Origin of the sequence: Arcicella sp. LKC2W, assembly GCF_034931005.1 — a bacterium.
GTDB lineage: Bacteria > Bacteroidota > Bacteroidia > Cytophagales > Spirosomataceae > Arcicella.
In genome coordinates this window covers 17,578-41,193 of sequence record NZ_JAYGIN010000024.1, presented here as the reverse complement: position 1 = coordinate 41,193, position 23,616 = coordinate 17,578, and the positions used below count along the sequence as shown (strand labels likewise).

The 23,616-nt window shown below is 35.3% G+C and carries 15 protein-coding genes; 7 read left to right on the top strand and 8 right to left on the bottom strand.

Annotated features, from left to right (window positions below):
• Positions 1–209 precede the first annotated feature (209 nt).
• Together VB796_RS18600 and VB796_RS18595 are read right to left on the bottom strand one after the other, a co-directional pair.
• The gene (locus tag VB796_RS18600) at positions 210–797 is read right to left on the bottom strand and encodes a hypothetical protein (RefSeq protein WP_323348089.1); all 588 of its coding nucleotides are present in this window, start codon (positions 795–797) and stop codon (positions 210–212) included.
• A gap of 39 nt (positions 798–836) precedes the next feature.
• Positions 837–1,736 carry a hypothetical protein gene (locus VB796_RS18595; protein ID WP_323348088.1) on the bottom strand — a complete coding sequence of 300 codons (900 nt, stop codon included), beginning with the start codon at positions 1,734–1,736 and terminating at the stop codon, positions 837–839.
• 703 nt (positions 1,737–2,439) lie between these two features.
• Between VB796_RS18595 and VB796_RS18590 the strand changes: the two genes are divergently transcribed.
• From VB796_RS18590 to trxA, 4 genes are all read left to right on the top strand, one after another.
• Positions 2,440–3,567 carry a redoxin domain-containing protein gene (locus VB796_RS18590; protein ID WP_323348087.1) on the top strand — a complete coding sequence of 376 codons (1,128 nt, stop codon included), beginning with the start codon at positions 2,440–2,442 and terminating at the stop codon, positions 3,565–3,567.
• Between the two features lie 106 nt (positions 3,568–3,673).
• Positions 3,674–4,633, top strand: a complete 960-nt coding sequence (trxB, locus tag VB796_RS18585; protein ID WP_323348086.1) for a thioredoxin-disulfide reductase — start codon at positions 3,674–3,676, stop codon at positions 4,631–4,633.
• A 27-nt stretch (positions 4,634–4,660) separates the two neighbouring features.
• On the top strand, positions 4,661–5,575 hold the full coding sequence (locus VB796_RS18580) for a sugar phosphate isomerase/epimerase (RefSeq protein ID WP_323348085.1): 915 nt from the start codon (positions 4,661–4,663) through the stop codon (positions 5,573–5,575).
• 17 nt (positions 5,576–5,592) lie between these two features.
• Entirely contained in the window at positions 5,593–5,922 is a 330-nt protein-coding gene (gene trxA, locus VB796_RS18575; RefSeq protein WP_323348084.1) for a thioredoxin, read from the top strand.
• A gap of 93 nt (positions 5,923–6,015) precedes the next feature.
• Here trxA and VB796_RS18570 read toward each other — a convergent pair whose 3' ends face one another.
• Both VB796_RS18570 and VB796_RS18565 read right to left on the bottom strand, forming a co-directional pair.
• Entirely contained in the window at positions 6,016–6,852 is an 837-nt protein-coding gene (locus tag VB796_RS18570) for a sugar phosphate isomerase/epimerase (protein WP_323348083.1), read from the bottom strand.
• Between the two features lie 22 nt (positions 6,853–6,874).
• Positions 6,875–8,950 carry a protein-disulfide reductase DsbD family protein gene (locus VB796_RS18565; protein WP_323348082.1) on the bottom strand — a complete coding sequence of 692 codons (2,076 nt, stop codon included), beginning with the start codon at positions 8,948–8,950 and terminating at the stop codon, positions 6,875–6,877.
• 338 nt (positions 8,951–9,288) lie between these two features.
• Here VB796_RS18565 and VB796_RS18560 point away from each other — a divergent pair, with 338 nt between their 5' ends.
• Complete coding sequence (locus VB796_RS18560; protein WP_323348081.1) at positions 9,289–13,452, top strand: hybrid sensor histidine kinase/response regulator transcription factor; 4,164 nt, start codon at positions 9,289–9,291, stop codon at positions 13,450–13,452.
• Positions 13,453–13,591: 139 nt separating this feature from the next.
• Here VB796_RS18560 and VB796_RS18555 read toward each other — a convergent pair whose 3' ends face one another.
• Positions 13,592–16,831, bottom strand: coding sequence for a PKD domain-containing protein (locus VB796_RS18555; protein ID WP_323348080.1), 3,240 nt, complete (start codon positions 16,829–16,831; stop codon positions 13,592–13,594).
• A gap of 218 nt (positions 16,832–17,049) precedes the next feature.
• Between VB796_RS18555 and VB796_RS18550 the strand changes: the two genes are divergently transcribed.
• A complete protein-coding gene (locus tag VB796_RS18550) occupies positions 17,050–18,144 on the top strand; it encodes a PorP/SprF family type IX secretion system membrane protein (protein WP_323348079.1) in 1,095 nt (364 codons plus the stop codon).
• 151 nt (positions 18,145–18,295) lie between these two features.
• Here the strand turns inward: VB796_RS18550 and VB796_RS18545 are convergent, their stop codons facing one another.
• The gene (locus VB796_RS18545) at positions 18,296–19,288 is read right to left on the bottom strand and encodes a matrixin family metalloprotease (RefSeq protein ID WP_323348078.1); all 993 of its coding nucleotides are present in this window, start codon (positions 19,286–19,288) and stop codon (positions 18,296–18,298) included.
• A 71-nt stretch (positions 19,289–19,359) separates the two neighbouring features.
• On the opposite strand from VB796_RS18545, the gene VB796_RS18540 reads away from it, so the two are divergent.
• The gene (locus VB796_RS18540) at positions 19,360–22,098 is read left to right on the top strand and encodes a CHAT domain-containing tetratricopeptide repeat protein (protein WP_323348077.1); all 2,739 of its coding nucleotides are present in this window, start codon (positions 19,360–19,362) and stop codon (positions 22,096–22,098) included.
• Here VB796_RS18540 and VB796_RS18535 read toward each other — a convergent pair.
• Both VB796_RS18535 and VB796_RS18530 read right to left on the bottom strand, forming a co-directional pair.
• Complete coding sequence (locus tag VB796_RS18535) at positions 22,058–22,792, bottom strand: hypothetical protein (RefSeq protein ID WP_323348076.1); 735 nt, start codon at positions 22,790–22,792, stop codon at positions 22,058–22,060. The two genes, VB796_RS18540 and VB796_RS18535, sit on opposite strands and share 41 nt — an antisense overlap.
• A 47-nt stretch (positions 22,793–22,839) precedes the next feature.
• Positions 22,840–23,430, bottom strand: coding sequence for a sigma-70 family RNA polymerase sigma factor (locus tag VB796_RS18530; protein ID WP_323348075.1), 591 nt, complete (start codon positions 23,428–23,430; stop codon positions 22,840–22,842).
• Between the last annotated feature and the right edge of the window lie 186 nt (positions 23,431–23,616).

The window sequence follows — 23,616 nt, the reverse complement described above, 5'->3', positions numbered from 1 at the left end:
GAGAAATGCTGACAAATTTGGTTCTTCGTCAATTTTGGTGAAAGGTTGTTTTTCTTTTAAAATGGCAGATGCTTAAATTATCATATTCTTCTCATGTTTCTAAATGGGCAGATTATTGGAGAAACTTTATTCTATAAAACTACATTAGCAAATATTTTCACCAAAATTGACGAAGAACCACCATATTTGATGGTTCTGAGCTTAAACAATTAATAAATAGATTCTGCCATACATTCAATATTTGCCTTCACTATATCAGGAAAATATTTCCATCCTTTTGGAGCATCAACCATTTGACCAATTTCACTTTGTGATTTAATCGAATTAGGTAATAAATTACAATACTTGGTAAGTATTTTTATAAGTGTTGATGTTATATCACTACCTTTTTCAACGGTCTGATTGGTGATGGCTTCGGTATTAAAATTTAGATTTTCATTGGCTGTAAATTCAACTAATACCTGAGCAAAACAAAGTGTAGGCGTATTTCCCTTCGGCAGAAATCCAGTCATGAGAATAATATGGTCATCCAATTGTTTATCAGGTCTTACATAATCAATTTTACAGGTGACGATAAGTCCCGTTTCTGTGTCTGCTACTTTTATATTTGGACTTGAAGATTCTTGTTCCCATGTTCTGAAATTCTCCAGTAAGGAGGCATTCATAGGTTCAGGATTGTAAGTATATTCCATCATTAAATTATTAGTACCCTTTTTTATCCCCCAGTTATTGGTTACTAATTTTTCTGAGTCGTATTCTTTCATTTTTGCGTTAAAAATATCTATATCGAATTTCATGATTTTTCTATTGTTGTTATGTAAAAAGATGGGAATAAACTATTTGATAATGACTATATGGTCTGGATATTCAATGGATGAAGCCCAAGAAAGTCGATTAATTGTATGGCATATAACAGGTAAAAAGTAGAACATCCCCCCATTATCAGTTAGTTTATAAATTTTCATTGATGCAAAATTGAATAGTTTACAACTGATACTAAAAGCTCTATCAATTTGCTTTGCAATTTCAGTAGCGGCTCCATCGGTAAAAGGGTCTGCTAAATCGGCTATAAAATCAATACCATCTTCAATATCAGAAACGGCATCGTCACTTATTTGAAAAGCTCCACCCTTAGCCCAAACAAACGAAGTAATATCTTGTAAAACACCCTTGTTATCAAATACCGCTAAAAATGAAGCGTGGTCATCTTTGCTTGCAGCGTTTTCATGGTCTAATGTGATAGAATAGACCACTTTGTCGAGTGTTTGGTTTGAAAATATTGGACAGTTGATACGATAGATGGAGTCTTCGATTTGGTATGCAAAAGTATTATTATCTTTCTCAGTATAGCTTTGGGGATAATAACTGGCTAATTTTCCGTAATCAATGTATGGTCTTGCTACCCCAGCATCCCAAAATGGAGGTTTGACATCGTACATGATAAAACTTTTGATTTGGTTTTTCCAGTCTCCTTTATTGTCACGATGTACTTTATTGAGGTCGCTAATATTTGAATTAGGTTCAACCAATAAATAATTCCCTTTATAACCGATATTGTCAAATACAATTACCCAAGCATTGGAGTCAGTTTGTATGGTATCAATATTATCAAATAAGAATTCTGACTGATTGGAGTCGTAATATTGGTAAGTTAAATCTGGTTGGACTTGAGCATCATTAAATGCTTTGCCCTTGCCTTTAAAGTCGCTTTTTTGAAAAAAAGATACACTGCACATAGCGTAAATGGTTTTAAGGAGTGAGTATTTTTGAAAATATAAATAATTCTACCATAAGAATAGAATTCCCAAAAGTACCTCGTTCCCATTTTTTCTATTAACTCAAAAACGACATTCTTTTCCTCATTTTGAACATTTGCACAAAAGCATGGTTGGTTGGTGTTTGTTTCAAATGAAACGATAAGAAATATCAAATAACTCCTTCACGACGTAGGTTGAGCACAATTAAAAATTCTTTCAACCTGTATTTGACGGTACAAACTGGAATTATTGGAAGTAATGAAGTATATTATTGCATTTAATCATTGAGGAAAAATTGTATAAGTAGTCGCAAAATACACTTATGTAGCGTTTCTGTTACCTACCATATTCTACTGAATCGGCTTAATGTTGGAACGTCTGTTGTACTACATTAAGATACATAAATAATTATCCTGAGGCTCTATTCTACATCACCCAAAAACAAGGTACTCCTACTATGTTTTTGGAAAAATCTAAATTCGTCATTAACTCTGGACTTTTTCCCCTAAATACCCTTGCTTTTTGTTACATCTGTCATGGTACGGATGCTTATTTTATCCCCAATTTTGACACCGTAAACTATGGTTTAAAATATAAATAATTGTGTATTTCAAATAGTGTCAATTATTCAATAATTAAACCATAAACATTGTAATCTTCTTAAAATTTTAACTTTTGTGTCATGATGAATTTTTTAAAACCCAATTTCCTAATAGGAAAAATTTTCCTCTTTTTACTCTTCGTGAGTTTAAACATTTTTGCCACCGACGTTAAAACGCTTGAAATCGGGGCTTCTGCTCCTGATTTTAGTTTGCGAGGAACAGACGGGAAGACGTATAGTCTAAACAGTTTTTCCGATGCCAAGATATTGGCAATCGTTTTTACCTGTAACCACTGTCCAACGGCACAAGCCTATGAAGACAGAATGATTGCTTTGGCTAATGATTATAAAGCCAAAGGAGTAACATTAATTACCGTTTCGCCGAATGACCCAAAGGCAATTGCTCTTGACGAATTAGGATACAGCGATATGAGCGATACCTATGAAGAAATGAAAATTCGGGTCAAGGAAAAGGGTTATACATTTCCGTATTTGTACGATGGTGAAACCCAAAAAATGTCAAGAGCCTATGGCCCAATTGCTACGCCACATTTATTTATTTTCGACAAAAACCGTAAACTTCAATACGTAGGGCGTTTAGACGGTTCTGAAAAAATAGGCAGTGCCAATGCAGAAGATGCTCGAAATGCCTTTGATGCTCTTTTGGCGGGGAATCCAATTGCAACACCAGTAACCAAAACATTTGGTTGTTCCACTAAATGGTCAGAAAAAAGCGAATGGGCTGTAAAAGCTCCCTTAGAATGGGCAAAAGAACCCGTTAATATGGAATTGATTGATGATAAAGGAATTGCAGAATTACTGGCAAACAAGACGGATAAAATACGTTTAATCAACGTTTGGGCTACTTGGTGTGGTCCTTGCGTAACTGAAATGCCTGAATTTGTTACGATTAATAGGATGTACAGACGACGTGATTTTGAGTTTATCACCATCAGTGCAGATAAACCTGCTAAAAAGGATAAAGCACAAGAATTGCTTAAAAAAATGCAGGCATCAGGTAAAAACTATACCTATAATTCGGAAGATAAGTACAAATTGATTGAAGCCATTGACCCTAAATGGCAAGGAGCTTTGCCTTATACGTTGCTGATTGCCCCTAATGGAAAGATTCTGTACAGAACGCAAGGTGCTATTGTACCACAGGAAATGAAGCGAATGATTGTGGAGCAAGTGGGACGAGTTTATTAGTATTATTGTGGGGTTGTGTCATCGGTATTTTATCCAAAATATTGGTTGCACAACCTCATTTTGTCAATTCTTCAAAAGAGCATACATACAAAATGCTCCATCTTTTATGATTGAAATGGAACACATAAAAACGTTAATTATTGGAGCAGGCCCTGCGGGATATACTGCCGCTATCTATGCTGCCAGAGCAAATATAAAACCTGTAATGTACGTTGGCAACCAACCTGGGGGACAATTGACGATTACAAACGATGTAGAAAACTACCCAGGATTTCCTGATGGAGTAGGGGGTACTGAAATGATGGAAATGTTTGCCAAACAAGCCAAAAGGTTTGAAACAGATGTTCGTTATGGCGTAGTTACAGCGGTTGATTTTTCGGGACATCCACATCTTGTTACGGTTGATGGTGAAATAAAACTATCGGCAGACACGGTTATTATTGCTACTGGAGCATCCGCCAAATGGTTAGGAATACCTTCTGAATCAAAACTTAATGGGAGTGGCGTTTCTGCTTGTGCAGTCTGCGATGGTTTTTTCTATCGAAAACAAACCGTAGCCATTGTGGGGGCTGGAGATACTGCTTGTGAAGAAGCGTTGTACCTCGCTAAAATTTGCTTACAGGTACACATGATTGTCAGAAAAAACAAGATGAGAGCCTCTAAAATTATGGAAGAAAGAGTGAAGAATACACCCAATATCACGATACATTGGGGAGCAGAAACAGAAGAAATATTGGGTGAAAAAGTAGTAGAAGCCGTAAGCATTAAGGAAGTTTCAACTGGACAAATTAACACAATCCCAATTCAAGGTTTCTTTGTGGCTATCGGGCATCAACCCAATTCGGAGGTGTTTAGCAATTACCTTGACATGGATTCGCAAGGCTATCTTCTTACGCAACCCGATTCTACCAAAACTAATGTAGCAGGTGTATTTGCCTGTGGCGATGTGCAGGATAAACATTTCCGTCAGGCAGTAACAGCGGCTGGTTCTGGTTGTATGGCAGCTTTAGAAGCCGAACGGTTTTTAATGGTCTTGGAAAGTAATCATGCCGCCGTAGAAGTATAAATTTCACATTTAAGAAAACGTATCAACATGAATATCAATAGAAGAACATTTTTCAAAAATACAGGAGCTTTTGCTTTAGGAACGTTAGTATTGCCCGAAATTGTAAAAGGAAATAGCCCTCAGTTTTTCGGCAATAAAGAAATTAAAACGGTAGGAATTCAACTGTATTCTATCAAAGACTTGTTAGAAAAAGACTTACACGGAACATTGGAGCAAGTCGCTAAGATGGGCTATAAGGAAGTTGAAGCTTTTTCAAATAGTAAAGGGCATTATTTTGGCATGATGCCCAAAGAGTTTTCGGGAATGCTGAAAGACAAAGGTTTAACACTTATCGGAAGTCATTTTATTTCGGGAACAGCAGAACAAAAAGCCGAATCGTGGCGACAAGCCACACTACTTTCAAGGTTTGATGAATTGGTGGAAAAAGCGGCTGAAACAGGACAAAAACACCTGACCTGTGCCTATTTATTTCCAAGTTTGAGAACTACGCCAGATGAGGTAAAAAGGACTGCCGAACTGTTCAATAAAGCAGGAGAAACTTGCCATAAATCGGGCTTACAGTTTTCATTTCATAATCATGCTTATGAGTTTGAAAAAGTGGGAGATTCCTTACTATTTGATTACCTACTTGATAACACAGACCCAAAATTAGTACAATGGGAAATGGATGTTTATTGGGTAGTAGCCGCTAAGGCTGACCCAATAGCCTACTTCAAAAAATACCCTAATCGCTTTACCTTGGGGCATATTAAGGATATGTCGAAGGTAGATACTAAGAAAAATGTAGTTATTGGTGATGGTACAATAGATTATACCACGCTTTTAAAAGAGGCTAAAAAGGCTGGAATGAAACATTTTATTGTGGAACAAGATAATTTTAGTGGTGATGTGATGGAAAGTATGGAAATGAATTGTAAACGATTAGTGGCTTATCATGTTTAACACAATTAATTAGCATAATGGAAAAATATAGCATAGCAACCGATGAAAATTTTCAAGAATTAATCAATTCTGACAAACCTGTTTTAGTAGATTTTTGGGCTGAATGGTGCGGCCCTTGTAAAATGATTGGTCCTGTGGTAGAAGCATTAGCAGAAGATGTTGAAGGACAGGCAATTGTCGCTAAAATGGATGTAGATGCTAATACCAATACCAATGTACCTGCAAGCTTTGGTGTTCGTTCAATTCCTACCATCTTAATTTTTAAAAATGGAGAGGTAAAAGAAAAATTTGTAGGCGGTAATATTCCCAAAAATCAGTTGGCTCAAACGCTGTTGAAATACGTTTGAGAAGTAGATTTTAGTTAAATTGATTACCCTCGCAAGGGTTTTTAACTTCCCGAAAGTTATTTCTACTTTCGGGAAGTTTTTCATTTATTTACCTCAATACCGCAACTTTTGCAAATAATTAAAGTTAACGCTCATGGTATCTATGGCTGGTTGCGTGAGGTGTTCTTGTTCGACAAACATATATTTCATGGCTGATTTTGACTGCTTTTTAAGCATTGCCACAAAATCTATTTTCCCTTTGCCAAACTCTATGCTTTCGTCCTTATCTTTTTTAATATCCTTGATATGCCAAAGAGGGAAACGACCTGTGTATTTTTCAAAGTAGTAGGCAGGGTTTGCCCCTGCCACCATTGCCCAACCTAAATCTAACTCCATTTTTACTAATGCAGCATCGGTATTGTCGAGTAAAACATCGTATAAAACTTGCCCATTCTCCTTTTCAAACTCTGCAATACCATTATGAAAGCCAAAGGTAACGCCTGATTTTTTACAGGCTTCGCCCATTTTATTAAAAGTTTCAGCGGCTTTTTTGTAATTATCAACGGTTTGCCCCTTTGTCGGAAGCATCGGAGCAAGTAAAAACTCTTGTCCTGCCTCAGCCGCTTCGTCAATACTTTTTTGCCAATCGGCATTAATAATGGCGTGACCACTGGCAAGTATTAGCCCCAAATCTTGCATTACTTGCTTGATTTCCTTCGGTTTCAAACCATAGTAATTTCCCTTAGCACTTGGAGCAGATTCAATTATTTTGTAGCCTATTTTAGCTAATTCTGTAAGCGTACCAACGGGGTCTAAACCCATGGGTTCACGGAGAGAAAAAAGATTAACACCAACGTTTTTTACTTTCTTAGCCTTAGTCATTCCCGTGCCAAGTACACTTAATAAAGTAGCCCCACCAGCAACTTTCAAAAAATCACGTCTATTTTTCATTGGATAACGATATGTTTGAGATTTATTTAGAAACTTTTTTAAAAGCATTAATTCCAGTATCAAGAAATGCGGTAAACTTGGCAATGTCTGTTTCATAAGACACAGGATTTACCAGTAACTCTTTGGTATTGGGGTCAAGAATTACGTAATACGGTTGGGCATTATTCTGATAATGAGTGATTTGCAAATCTGCATTCTGACTTCCAATGGTTGTTTTAACTTTGCCATCGTAAGCAGAAGTGTACCATTTTGATTCGGGCAATTCCATTTTTTCGTCAATGTACAATGCCACCATCACAAAGTCATTTTTCAACCGACTCATCACAGGGGGAGCAACCCAAACATTTTCTTCCATCTTTCGGCAGTTGACACAGCCATGTCCTGTAAAGTCGATAAACACGGGTTTATGTTGTTTTTTAGCACAAGCAATTGCCTGTTCAAGATTAAAATATCCTTGAATTCCATGAGGGAACGTTAAAGAAGCAGGGTTTTCTGGCGTTTCGCAAAGGGTAGAAACGGGCTTATCCGAACCTTCAATAGTCAGGCTATTAAGGTTGAAATCCTGCGTGTGCATCGGTGGTAAAAAACCCGCAAGCACTTTGAGTGGAGCACCCCAAAGCCCTGGAATTAGATAAAACACAAAAGCAAAAGTTAGTATTGATGCAAGGAGTCTTGGCACACTGACCGATTTTGTTTCGCTATCGTGTGGTAATCTGATTTTGCCAAGTAGGTATAGCCCAAGACAGGAAAAAATGGCAATCCATACTACCAGAAAAATTTCTCTGTCTAATATTCTCCAATGATAAACTTGGTCGGCAGTACTCAAAAATTTCAAGGCTAAAGCCAGTTCTAAAAAACCCAATACTACTTTTACCGAATTGAGCCACCCACCTGATTTTGGCAATGATTTTAGCCAATTGGGGAAAATGGCAAACAAGGTAAACGGAATGGCAAATGCCATCGAAAAAGCAAACATTCCTGCAATAGGTTTTAGAATAGCACCACCTGCCGACTCTACCAAAATACTGCCAACAATAGGGCCTGTACATGAAAATGAAACCAATACAATAGTAAAAGCCATGAAAATAATGCCGTAATATCCTCCTTTATCGGCTTCTTTATCCATTTTATTCACCAAACTATGCGGTAGCACAATTTCAAAAAGTCCAAGAAAAGATAAACCAAAAAAAATGAAAATAACAAAGAACATCAGATTGGGCAACCAGTGGGTACTAAGCCAATTAGCAAATTCAGGCCCGTTGATTTTGGCAACGATTGTGCCGACCAACGTGTAAATAAAGACGATGGAAAAACCGTAAATAAGGGCTTTTAAAATGGAGCTTTTACGGTCTTTACTGGTATTGGTAAAGAAGGTAACTGTCATGGGTATCATCGGAAATACGCAAGGGGTCAATAATGCCGCTAACCCTGCCATGAATGCCAAAAACATAAAGGTTAAAAGGGATTCAGAAGTCTTTTTTATAGGAATTGTCGTTACTTGGGGTACTTTGATTTCCGTTATTTTTGTCGCTATTTTGGTATCAGAAGCAGCTATTTTGACAAGACTATCTTCTTTAATTGACGTGGTGATTACGGCTTTTTCTGACTTGCTTTTGGTAGGTTCATTAACCACCGAAAAACGTTCATCCAGCGAAACACATTTGCCATCTGCTTCGGTACAAACTTGATAACTTACATTTCCAGCTACTTTATATTGCTCAGAACGAATCTTTATTTTTTGCTTAAATTCTGCATGATTGATAAAGTAGGAATAAGTGCCACCCCAAATGTCACTGTGCTTTTTTTTAGCATGAATCGGTACAGGATTTCCCACTAATTCATACGTGTTGTTGGGCTGAAATTTAAACGACGTAACCATTGGTCCCAAATCGGGGTCGAAGTCCGAAGAATACATATACCAGCCTTTATCAATTTTAATATTGAAAATAATATCTGTTTGTTTGCCAACTTTTACCGAATTATCGGCAAAAGAATACGTCCATTTGGCAGGTTGTAACACTTGCGTGATACCCGTTTTTGATATACAGAGGCATATCAAAAGCAATAAAAAACGATGTTTTTGTAGGAATAATTTCATGTGTTTTTGGAAAATTAAAATGCGTTATAAGTTTCCCTAACGAGCAATTGATTAGCTGTCAGGTTATTACAAAGTAAGAAAGATTCTTGCCCTTACATGAATGAGAAAAAACACAAATACCAATGAAGTTTTAATAATCTTATAATGAAGAAATTAATAAATGGAAAGGATAAAATACCATTGCTTTTTATGCAAAAAACAATGGTTATAAAGCCGATTTAAAGGTAATATTGTAAGATTATTTTACATAATTTCAACAAATAAAGGTGGTAAGAATCCCCGATAATAGGGGATTATAAGTAAAAAATGGTATTTTGTTAACCCAATTAACGATGTTAATGTCTTCTCAGATAATGTGCTTTTATAAACGAATTATCATTTTAGTGGTATTGCTTATGGTATCTTCAAAAGGAGGTATGGCTCAGGCTTTTGATGCTTTTCAAAACATCAAGTTTGAACATATCTCTGAGGGACTTTCTCAGAGTACGGTGACGTGTATTTTTCAAGATAAAAAAGGCTTTATTTGGTTTGGAACAAGAAATGGACTGAACCGTTATGATGGGGTAAAATTTACCACTTTTGAAAATAATTTGTCAGGGAGTTCCTCCATTAGTCATAACTATATCACCACCATTTTTGAGGATACAAAAGGAAATATTTGGGTCGGAACGATGGAAGGAGGGTTAAACCTCTTTAACAAAGAAAACGAAACGTTTACGAATTTTAAAAGTACCTCCAAACAGGGAAGCATTAGCCACAACAATATCACCTGTATTTATGAAGACAATAAGCACAAATTATGGATTGGCACAGAAAACGGACTTAATTATTATGTTCCCGAAAAGCATAATTTTGTCTATTTTAGGTACATAAATCAGAACCCACAAAGCATCAACAGTAACAATATTTCAGCGATTTTTGAAGACAGCAAGTTCAACCTTTGGCTGGGTACAAAAGGCGGCGGTCTCAAACTTTTTGACCAAAAGCATCAAAAATTTATTAGTTATCTCAATGAAGGCAATAATCCCAAGTCTATCAGCAATAATGTCATCAATACCGTTTTTAAGGATTCCAAAAATCATATTTGGGTAGGTACTCAAAATGGACTGAATCGATTAGTAGAAACACCTAAAGGGGTTATTTTTGAACGATACCAGCATGAAAAACATGACCCCAACAGTCTCGGAAATAATGTAATTGTCTGTTTGTCAGAAGATTTATTAGGGCGAATTTGGATTGGAACACAGTTGAATGGCTTGTATATTTATGACCCACAAAAACAGTTTTTTACTAATTTTTATCCTGACCCACTTCAACAATATAGTATTAGTAGCAATTCGGTATGGTCGATGTACAGAGATAAAATGGGGACAATGTGGCTTGGCGTTAGAAATAGAGGAATAAATAAATGGGACTACCATCATAAGCCATTTAAACACCATAGCGTAACGATTGCGGGAAATCAAAAATTAAATAACAACGATGTAACCTGTTTTCAAGAAGATGAACTTGGGAATCTTTGGATTGGAACAGACGGGGGCGGACTCCATTATTACGACAAAAAAACAACTCACTATACTCGTTACTTTTATAATCCAAAAGATAAAAAAAGCCTCGGAAGTAATGCCGTTATTTCGCTCTATATAGACAAAAAGAAAAATCTATGGGTTGGTACATGGGGCGGGGGGCTCAATTTGTTTGATAAAGCTACCAAAACGTTTAAACATTACCTTCCTTCTTCGAGCAAAGGAGCGATGAAAGTTGAAAATGTCTATGCAATATGTGAGGATAGTGATGGCAATTTTTGGGTAGGTACGTATTATGCAGGACTCAATCTATATGACCCCAAAACGGACTCTTTCAAACAATTTTTAAACAACCCTACTATTCCTAATAGTCTGGGTAGCAACTTAATATCCGTACTATTTGAAGACAGCAAAAAGAACCTTTGGATTGGCACTTATGGAGGCGGATTGGATAGGCTAAACAGAAAAAATGGACAGGTGACTTTTACACATAATCGTTTTGAAGGCTACCAATCTGGAAAACTTGGTAGCAATCTGATTAATGTCATTACCGAAGATAGTCAGCATCATCTATGGATAGGAACGGGTAAAGGTCTATATCAATTTGATGATAATAAAGGTACTTTTAAGGGATATTCCAAAGAAAATGGGCTTCCTGATAATATTATCAATGGATTAATAGAAGATAAAAAGGGCTTTCTCTGGATTAGTACCAATCAAGGAATTAGCAAGTTTGACCGTGTTGCACAAAAATTCACTAATTATTCGGTTGCCGATGGGTTACAATCGGCTGAATTTCTCAAAGGTTCGTTTTTTAAGAGTAAAGCAGGAGAATTTTTCTTTGGAGGAATTAACGGTTATAATAGCTTTTTCCCTGCACAGATTTCGGACAAAAAGAATAAACTTCCTCTTTGTTTGACAGAACTTAAAATCAATAATATTCTCATAAAACCCAATCAAAAAGATTCGCCCTTAAAAAGACATATCAGCGAAACCCATGAAATAACCTTATCGCATGACAGCAACGATTTTAGCATTGGTTTTGCATCACTGAATTATGCTGCTCCTCAAAACGCACCGCTTGCCTATATCCTTGATGGCTATGATAAAGAATGGCAAACGACAAACATGGATAGAAGTGCCAGTTATGCCCAAGTTCCTTCGGGTTCTTATCTTTTTAGGGTAAAAAATTTAGATGTGAACGATCATACAGAAGTAACCTTGAGCATTCAGATACTTCCGCCTTGGTGGAAAACGTGGTGGGCTTATCTGTTTTATTTCTTTATCGCAATTACTTCGTTATGGTGGTACAGACAGCTTATTATCAGACAATTGCGTTTAGAAAGTGACCTCAAATTGGAGCATTTAGAACTTACTAAAATGCAAGAATTAGAACGTTTAAAATCAACTTTCTTTGCTAAAATTTCGCACGAATTTCGTACACCCCTAACCATGATATTGAGTCCTTTGAAAGATATGTATCACGACCAATTCGAGGGTAATTACAAAAATCAATACCAATTAATGATTCGTAATTCAGAACGCTTGTTACGGTTAATCAATCAATTACTCGATTTATCTAAACTTGATTCTGGCAAAATGACACTTGTTACGACAACATTCAACTTGATGGATTTCTTAAAACCCATATTTTTATCGTTTGAATCTTTTGCCCAGAAGCAAGGAATCAGCTATGTGTTAGACAGTGCCGATGATGCTATTTTTGTATTAGCAGACTCCGATAAACTCGAAAAAATTGTCACTAATTTATTGTCAAATGCCTTTAAATTTACCGAAGTAGGCAAGATTGTACTATCTCTCAAAACAGTGGAACATGGAAATAATCAAAGTATCCAAATCACTGTTTCAGATACTGGCATGGGTATTCCAGCAGATAATCTAAGCTATATTTTTGACCATTTTTATCAAGTAGTCCATAATCATCATAAAAATGAAGGCTCTGGAATAGGCTTGTCTTTAACCAAAGAATTGGTTGAACTTCATCAAGGAACAATTACAGTTGAAAGTCAGATAGGCAAAGGAACAACTTTTAGGATTTTATTACCCATCATCACGGAATATACCAGAGAGTCAGCACTTCAACTTGTTAATGATAACGATTATGCTACCGATTTAGAACCAATTTCGATGGTTGATGGCACAGCACTAACTTCTGCTGAAAATGCCAACGACGAACAACAACCGCTTATTTTATTAGTAGAAGATAACGATGATATGCGAAATTACCTTCATCTGAGGCTTTGTAAAAAATATAATGTAATTGAGGCAGTAAACGGACAAGAAGGCTTAGAAATAGGTTTAGAAAAAATGCCTGATTTAATTATTTCAGACATTTTAATGCCCAAAATGACAGGGATTGAAATGTGTAGTTTGCTCAAAAATAACGTCCTTACCTCGCATATTCCTATTATTTTATTGACCGCTCAGACCGATTCTGTTAATAAAATTGAGGGACTCGAAACAGGAGCAGACGACTATGTGGCAAAACCTTTTGATTCTAATGAGCTGGAAGTGAGGGTGAAAAATTTGATAAAATCCAGAAAACTATTAGCAGAACGTTTTGCTCAAAGTCGTAGATTGGTGCTTGAACCCTCAGAAATTACGATTACGCCATTGGACGAAATATTCATGAAAAAAGTATTAGTATGTATTGAAGCAAATATTTCTGATTCAGAATTTCGAGTAGAAGACCTCAGTAAAGAACTCGGCATGAGCAGAATGCCTTTATACAAAAAAATCAAAGCACTTACAGGACAAACAGCCGTAGAATTTGTAAGAAACATAAGGCTAAAACGTGCCGCACAACTATTAAAACAGCAACAATTGAACGTCTCCGAAATTACCTATGAAGTTGGTTTTACCGACCTCCAATATTTTAGAACCTGTTTCAAGAAAGAGTTTGGCGTTAGTCCTTCGGAGTATGCGAAACTTGGTTCGGAAGAAAATACTGCGTAGTTCAAAAATTGAGGTGGTTCATTTTTGCTCTACACTTTTCTGTGAGAAATGCGGACAAAAAAATGATTAAATTTTGCTCAATATTATGATTCTTATACAATCTTATCGGAGTGTTCTGATTTTAAGACAAGTTTCAGTTTCATCGAACTAAATAAATGCACCCTGATGGTAATTTTTCGGGCTTTTTCCCTTTAAACTCAACTTCTACTTCAGAAATGTATATACCTTCAGGAGCTGGTTGTTTATTAAATTCACCATCCCACCCAAGGGCAGAATTATTAGGTTGAAAATCAGTATTCTCAAACACTAATTCTCCCCAACGGTTTCTTATTTTCAAGGATATTATTCGTTTTATTCCCTTACCAAAAATGGTGTATTTATCACCAATCCCATCATTATTTGGAGAAAATGCTTCTGGAAAAAAAACATGGCATGAATCAACTTTAAACGCATTGTCAACCAGAATAGAGTCTTTACATACACCATTTAGAGTAGCCAATAATGAAACAGAATATTGTCCTAAACCAAAGTTCAATTCAGGAGATTCGTTGGCGGAGTTTTTCCCATCACTAAACCGCCAAAGATAATCATCTGCATTTTTTGATAAATTGTTAAATCGGATTGTAGCAGGAGTACATTGAGCAGAATCACCCACAATACTAAATAGTGCTTTTGGCCCTTGTTTTACGTTTAAGAGCTTGGAAGGCAGAGTTATTTTACAGCCCGTCCTGAAATCTTTAAGCGTGAGTTTAATGCTTTGGTTACCAATATTTTTAAAAGTGTGTGAAGGTGAAACATTCGCAGAATCGAGTGGAGAATTATCCCCAAAATCCCAAATAGATGAATAGAGATTTGAATTACTCAAATTTTTAAAATTGACAGACTGGTTTTCACAGACAAAATTGTTAAAAGAAAAATCTCCAGTTGGCACGCTTCGAGTTTGGATAATTCGTTGAACAGAGTCATATCCACACTGAGTATAAGCTATCAGCTTTACGATATACGTTTTATCAGGTTGATTAAATAAATGTTTGGGGCTTCTTTCTTGTGAAGGACTACTCCCATCCCCAAAATCCCATAATACTCTTTCGGGAATTGGCTTTGTGGAGTCTTTAAAAATAATTGTATCACTTGTGCAAACAATACTTTTACTAATTTGAAATAGTGGCACAACTGTACTTGGATATACCTTAACCGTTATCGAATCGACTTCTTTTTTACAACTGTTACTTACTTCTAATTTTACCCAATACGTACGAATACTATCTCGTGCAGAAAACAAATGTGAAAGGGTATCCGCCATTGATGTTTCCGATTTACCATCCCCCCAAGACCATATTCCGCCTTTTTCAGCTCCTTTTGAACGATTAGAAAAGCGTATTCGAGCGGGCGAACACCTTGCTATTGTTGAATCAACTCCTATTTCAGCATTCGGAACAGGACGAATAGTAATTTCTTTTTCAGAAGACTTTTTTCCACAGATATTTTCCGCTGTGAAGATGATTTTAAGGATTTTGCTTTGGGTGTTTTGATTAATGAAAGTTTGAGTAGGCGGTTGAAACAATTTACTATTTGTTCCGTTGCCAAATTCCCATGTATAATTTACATCCAAGCGAACTTTACCTTCAGGTATAAAATCTACTTTCAAAGGTGAGCATCCTTCGGAAATATTGGTATTAAAATTTGACGTGGTTGGCGGGGCAGTTAAACTTATTACTTGGCTGAAAGAGTCTTTGCAAGTACCCATAATGGCCTCCAACAAAAGTGTTGTTGGTCCCGATGGAAGATTATTAAGATTCGGTGTATTGTTCGTAGATTCGGGAGTTCCATTAATAAACCATTGAAAGGAATTTGCTCCTGTCGAAGTATTACTTACTGAAATAGGTGTTCCAGTACACCCCCCAGTAATCGTAAAGCCAGCTTTAGGATTTCCAATAGAAACAGTAACATTTTTTTGAGCTTTACAACCATTTTCAAATACCTCATAATTTAAAGAAATGGAAGAATTGACCACATTAGTGAGAAATAAAGTATCTTTTTTTATGTTGCAGGTAGTACAATTTACCGCCGACCAGATACCCGTTGATGGTGTTCCTTTCAGTAAAACATAAACATCGGTTTTGCAGATAGATAGACTTTGTGCATCAATATTTACCCCTTTTACTGTTATCCTCACACTATCAGAGGTGGCACACTTTCCCGAACCATTGGTGTATTTTAGCCAGTAAATTCCCACAGTAGTGGGTCGAAACTGTTTCTGATTTTCAATAAATGCCCCAGTCCAACTACCTGTCGTAATATTGGTAGTTAGTAATAATGGAGAACTACCTACACATAAACTGGTGTCACGAGCAGAAGTGATTTTAGCAATTGTAGGAGGAGATACATAAAATGAATCTTTAGCAACTTGAGTTCCACAATATCCTGTGACTTTAGCCTCAACTCGATTTATCTGATTTGAAACAGGAATTGAGATGATTTGATTTTGGGTGATTGGGTTACCATTCAAGGTATAAGTCACTCCGTTTATAAAGTTGGGAATTTTATAACTAAGGGTTTCGCAGACATCATTTTGGTGGGTTATTGAGATATTGGGTAACTCTTCTGCCGTATGAAAACATTTAATTTTACTCGGTATTCCACAATCGTTTTTAACGGTCAACTCAATTGAATAATTCCCAGTTCCATTAAATTGTAGTTTTGGACGTGGTGAATTTCTGTTAGTCTTATCTAAAAACGTCACAGAACCAGCTGGTGAAATTATCCAGTCATATTCCGTAGCATTTGTTGAGACTGTACCATCCAACCTAATAATCCCCTTTCCATTAGTAAGGCAATAAATGGAGGTGTCAGCTTTTATAGCGACAAAACCAGAATCTTTCACGGCGGCCTTCGCCTGGTCAATGATGGTGATTGATTTCTCAATAGACTCTGTTCCACAATCAGTCTTAACGGTCAATTTAACAGAATATGTCCCTATTTTAGGATAAGTGTATCTTCCTCTATTATCAGTGGCCGTTCCGTCCCCATAGTCCCATGTATATTGAACATTATTGGTACTTGGACATGCTTGTGGAGAAAAAATAACCTCCTGTCCTACACACGGAAACTGGCGATTTGCCGTAAAATTAGGATTAGGGGTATTATAAAAATTTACAGGAGTTATATTACTTTCACAGTTTTTGTTATCGGTCAATATTTCCACTTGCTTCCTGATTCTCTCCGAACAACCATTCACAAAATCCTTAAAATCATATTCGTGTTCATGTTCGGTTTTAGTGAGGTCAAAAGGGTAGGTATCTTCTTTACCATCATCCCAAATAATTTTGTATTTGGAGATTGTACACGGGGAGTTCGGAACATTAATTTTAATTTTCAAAATATATTTTGTCTGGTTCCGTGGTAAACAGATAGAAGTTCCAGCGACTGAAGATACTGTGTAGTTCGAGTTCTGAGCATATACTTCTGTACAAAACAAAAGTATGATGATAAAAAAATGATACTTTCTCATATTTAGTAACTTAATAGAGTATGGCAGGAATCTTTTAATAAAATAATCAAATTGATTAATTAGTACCGCTAAATCTATTTTGTTACATGAGATACGTAAAATTATTCTTAGAAATTTGTTTTTTTATCGTCAGTTTTACCTCAACTATTGAGGCTCAAGACCCACAGTTTTCACAATTCTACACACATCAACTTACACATAATCCTGCTTTTACTGGTAATACAGGAGGAGCAAGAATTATTCTCAATAATCGAATTCAGTGGCTGGCTTTGGGGCAACCCTACAAAACATACGATGTTTCTTATGACACTTATTTAGATGGAGGAATTGCCATAGGAGGACAAATATCTCATGACCAACAAGCTACAAACTTTCAAACTAATACTATTTCAGCCTTAGGTTCATATTGGCTCAAATTTAATGACGAAGGAGATAAAGGACTTACATTTGGGTTTAAAGGTTCATTTATTAATCGTTCTACTACTTTGGAAGGTCTAAAATTTATTGACCAATATTCCGCCTCAGGAATTAGCTCGCAAAGTAATGACCCTCTAACAAAAGCTAATGTTTTAAACCAATCATATCCCGATTTTTCAATGGGATTCTTGTTTGAAAACTATTACACCTTAAAAAATAGAGCATCAGGGGTTTTTAACCCTAATAAACACGGTTATCAATTGGGAGTTGCGATTATTCATCTCGACAAAATCTTCGGTGGACAGGATTTCACGCTACCTCTTCCGCATTTGGGCATTCATGCTTCATATAAATTCCCTGTAAATTTCAACTGGTGGGAACATCAGGATAATCAAGATGAAAGCACAATGTCAGTAAGCGGTTATTTACGAAAACAAGGTCAAAATATGATGCTCGACTTCGGAATCAATGCAAGATATTCTCCTGCAATTTTAGGGATTTGGTATAGAGGGATTCCATTAAGAAGATATAAGGATACTGTCCAACAAGATGCCCTTGTTTTGTTGTTGGGATATGAATTGGCTAAGGTGAAATTTGGACTAAGTTATGATGTCACTATCTCGTCATTGAGTTGGTCTTCGGGTGGCACATTTGAACTGTCGGCTTGGTTTGGTTTAGGTGGTAGAGTTAATTTTATGGGGACAAAGAGAAATAATGAACGAGCAACAGACTGTGAGAAATTCAGAAAATACCGCCCATGGTAAGGATTAATTTCAAACTATCAACCAGTTGACTTTAAACAATTTAAAACTAAGTAGGGGTAATATTTTTTATCTATTGGACAATTAGTGATGGAACTCACTGTTAATCAATGCATTGCAATATTATCATACATAAACTCATTCTTAACAATTACTATTTATAACTTACTGTCACTTGATACGAACCTGTATTATCCGTCACATCATTATCATTAAGGTTCAAAATCAATTCTAAATATTCATTTCCATCAGCGGGTAGCTCTAAGTATGCTCCACAAATCTTCCACTCTGTATCATTATTTTTCTTATATATAATTGTAGCATGATTAAAAGCTGGAATAAGATTATAACCAACTATGGGGAAACTGAATAAGCCTTTATCAAGTCCAACGGGGGTACTATAACCCAAAAACAGTCCTACTCTAATTTGTCCTGATGCCACAATTTTAATAGGGTTTTGTTTATCTAAACGTATTTTGAGTAATGTACTACTACTCAAATTGAAACTGAATGGCAAAAATTTAAAATCAGCATCCTTACATAGGAGAGGGTATAGTCGATTGACATCAATAGAATCTGTTTTACTAAGCGTTATTTTATCTCCAACACTGAAAGGATACATTATTGACTGTTCATTTTTAGAAGTAGCCATACCCAACATCAAACCTATGTGATAAGCAACTGCTTTAGTCATACTTTGCTGAGTCCACTGATAGGAATTGCTCAAATAAATTACATATTTATCATTTTCTTTTTTAGAAATACTTTGACCAACAAGAGGTACTTTAAAGAAACTTCCTTCAGTAGTTTTTGTACTTGTTTCAAAGAATTTTGGGTCAATAAATTTCACCCAAATTTCACAACGGTCATCTTCTGAAAACTGTAAAAAATTAATTCTCTTGTTAGCTTTTTGCCATAAAGAAATTCCCTCAACTAAGGCTTTTTGTTGAGACTCATTATCCAATTGGTTGAAGGGGGTTATTAATTTATATTTAAAAACACAACTTGATGTGGACTGTGTACTAATTTCATTTTGCTGAGTGCTAATTAAAAAGACAGGATTCGCCGATTCCAATTCGAGCTTACATCTACTGAAAATCAAGCAGATACCAAATAATAAAAATAAAAATAAATAGTTGTTTTTCATTTTGATAAGTAGTAGCTTTTGAAGCTAAACCACTGAATTTTGTTGTAAAATTCACCCATACCTCACTACTTATGAAATCACCACTAAACACTTTAAAGTTACAATTTTTGTTTTTTTTAGGATGTATTTTTTTTATGACCTTCAATTGTTTTGCTCAGAAAAAGAAAAATAGCAAAGAATTCTTAAATAAACAGGAAATTAAGCAGCAATTAGAAACGGTCAGTGAATATTATCAAAATGGGCAATTCGACAGAAGTAACCAATTGACATTAAGGCAATTAAAGATTTTAGAAAAAAATAAAGATGCTACTTTACAATTTCAATGTTATAATTTTTTGGCTGCCAACTACACCCGTACATTCAAAGATGATTCGGCAATTTATGCTTTTGAGCAAGCGAATGAACTATTGAAAATAAAACCACAATTAGTAAATGAAGTCCCCGAATATGTAGTTGCGTTTTGGAATAATCAAGGAGCTTTTTATCGTGAAAATACAAACTATCAAAAGGCATATTTATGTTTTTCCCAAAGTTTGAAAATTCAGGCAAAAATGAAAAACTCTAATTATTTTCTGACAATAGAACATTTAGCCAATCTTTTTGATTTTATGGGACAATATGAAAAGGCTCATTTATTATACAATAAAATTATTTTAGATAGAATTCAAGACGATTTCAAAAGAATAAATCTATTTTCTTCGATGGGATGGAATCAGATTGGAAGAAAAAAGTATAAAAATGGTCATGAAAGTTTTACAAAAGCACTCAATTACTACAATCACTGGTTAAATTCCCCAAAAAATGAACCCGACAATACCCTTTTAACAAAGCTCTATTATCAATTATCAGTAAGCTCTACTTTAACGAAACATCTATCCCAAAGTAATTATTATTTAAACAAAGGAATTACAATTCAAACCCAGCAAAATAATAAAAAGGGTGTTTATTTGGCTTGGTGTTATGAACAAAAAGCCCGAAATGCAGCGATGCTTGGCAACAATCAAGAGGCTCTATCAAGTTTACAAAAAGGAATAATATCAATTATTATTGGCTTCGAGAAAGACGATATTTTTAAAAATCCTGCCCTTTCAAAAACCATTTTGGGTGAAAACACACTATTTAAATTATTAGCTTTCAAAGGGCAATTATTGCACAAAACCTACCAACAAAATCACCAACTTAAATACTTACAAGCTTCTGCTAAGACCTATCAATTAGCCATTTTATTGGCAGAAAACTATAGAGAGACAATTGATAACCAAGAGGACAAAATTATGTTTACCAATCGTAATAGCATGGTTTTCGATGAAGCACTCAATGTGGTATATGAGTGGTATGTTCAAAATCCAAATACGGAGAAAGCAACAATGTTTTTAAGTATTGTTGAAAGTCGTAAATCTGTAGCCTATAATGATTTCATCAAAAGGGAGCAGGTTAGAGTTCCCGTAAAATACGCCTTAGATAAGCAAAAACAACTATTGTTAGCTTCTCAAATCGCTCAATTGAAACAAGATATTTTACAAAAAAATGGAAAAATTGATACCTTAGAAACCAAGTTGAGAGAACTTGAGAAGGATTTTTTTAGTATTAAAAATAAACTTAATGGAATATTACCCACTCAGGGCAGTAATACTATCAATGATTTGTCTATTCAAGAAATATCCGCACAGTTATCCCCATTTACTACTTTCATCAGCTATGATCTTAGTAGCGACAACCACCTCTATATTTTGATGATTCGTCGTGGTTCTTGGCTCATAAAAAAACGTAAAATTTCAAATATTTCATTACTTAAAACCATTAATCAATTTTTACCAAAGCTTCAGCGAAACCCTGCTCTAATGGTTTATACAGGCACTAAAGATGCTATTTTATTATATGATTTATTGGTAAAACCTCTTGAGAAAGCTTTAGAAGGTACTAATCGTTTGGTGGTTTGTCGTGATGGAATCTTAAATAATATTCCCTTTGAAGTATTGGAACAAGGAAAAGAAAAAAACGATTTCTTACTGAAAAAATTTGCTTTTACCTATACTTTCTCAGCCATTGATTATATTCAAAAGCAGCAAGTTTCTATCAATCATCAACCCAAGACATTAACGATTTATCCCTTTTTACAAAATTATACTTTACCCGACGGCAATGTTTTGAAATCGTTAAATCTTGCCAATAGAAATACAAGAAAACGTGATGTACTCTTAGGAAAACAAGCTACAAAACAAATGTGGTTAGCAAAAATAAATCAGTATAATCAGCTCAATTTAATTACTCATGCTACCACTGATATGCAAGAATCAGCCAATGCCTATTTGTACTTTTATCCAGATTCAGTCACAAAAGCTTATCAATTAGGATTTTATGAAATCATGGCACTCTCTCTCCAACAGCAACAATTAGTAGTTATTGCTTCTTGCAATAGTGCAAAAGGTGCTTTACAACAACACGAAGGCTCTATTTCGCTGGCGTATGCCTTTATGCGAGCAGGTGCTGGGGCGGTAGTCGGAGCTTCATGGGAAGCACACAACCGAGCCATCGGAATCATTACGGAAAAATTTGAAAGCTATCTAAACGCTGGTTTGCCAAAAGATGTAGCATTGCAAAAAGCGAAATTAGCATTTATGGAAGCTAAAGAAAGTAAAGACCTTGACCATCCTTTTTATTGGGCAAATCTAACATTAATTGGTAATAATCAAGCCTTGAGTATCGAGCAATCGCCTTTCGTAGGCTACGTTTTAGGTTTGTTAGCCCTAATAGGAGTAGTTTTATTCATCAAAACAAATTTGCCCAAAAAATCTGCCACCAGAGTTTAGATTTATTCAAAAAACCAACAGGATAAACAGTATCCTTTTGGTTGTTCAAAGTTTGATATAATAGCCCTGCTTTATCGGTTTGTCCGCTTTTAAGTTGTGCAACCAATAAGTGCCATTGGGTAGCCTGTTCAAAATATGGACGAAGATTGGGGGTTTTCAAAACTGCTTCAAAGTCAAGCACAGCAGCATTAAATTGACCTTCGCTAATGTGTGACTGCCCTGCATAAAAATGGTCAAAGGCATTCTTTTGTACTGGAGAAAGCATCTCTGGGTCGATGTCTCTAACAATGGTAAGGTCATTTTCAGAACCTGGTAGTTGTACTACGGAAAACGAAGCATATAAAACAAAAATTAGGCAAGCAGCAGCTACCAACGAAGAAACTAATCGTAAAGAATACTTCCAAATTGGTTTATTACTATGCAAAATCTCTTGTTCGGTCTCCGAGTATTTTTGAGCTTCCATTTCTTGAAAAGAGAGTGGATCTTCAACCTTCAATTGGGTTAAAGTGGCAAGCATTTGAGTTCTGATAGCTGAATGTTTCATCATTTTAAATATCGTTTGATAGTCTTCAACTTCTTTGGCAAAAACTGTATCATTGACCCTCATTAGTTCAAAAGAAGCTAATTCTTCAGGTTTCATTTGTCCTAAACAGAACCGCTCAATAATTTCTATTCGGTCGTGTTGATTTTCCATTTCTTCTAATTTTAAAATATTGTTTATTAATAACAAGAATATAATCTTTAAGGGAGAAAGCCTCTAAGTTTTTCTAAGCATCTGAATTTTTTGACCTTAACAGCCCCTACACTTGTAAAGTTGTATTTAAGAGCAATTTCTTCCAAACTCATTTCTTCAACGTAGAACGCCAAGAGTATATTTCTACACATTTCATCTAATTTACTAAAAATCTTGTTTGCTTCTTTTTGTGATTCTTTACTTAACAAAATTTCTAAAGGATTTTCAACATTAAATTGTATTTCATCGTTCAAACCAGAGCCATCTCTGCCCTTTCTTCTTCCTTCTGCTTCGAGAAATTTGAGCCATTTAAAATATACAATTTTCATGAAATAACCTTCCATTTCCCTTTCCGCTTGGATAGTATCATCTTTCGACTGCAAAATAAACTTATCTTCCTGAACTAAATCTAAAAATTTCAACATTACCTCTTGCAAAATATCATCCGCCTGTTCAGGTTTCCCATTATTTTTATACACATGGTATGCCACCTTTTGTCGATACTTTTTATATAGAAAAGTGGTCACTTCATTGACTTCCCGGCTATTACCTTCCTTGAGTATTCTTATAATTTCCTTTGGAGTAAAGTATTGATTCATAGGATTTTAATTAAATTTTAGAAGTATTAGTATAAATTATTTTAAAATTTTCAAGAGCAATTCACCATTTGTATATTTTCAATCAATAACTTAAATATTCACCTAAACAATTTACAATTATTATCCCTCTGGATTGAAGAAAGGTTACATTTTTTATTATAACAGTTTGATAAAAATGTTAAAGGT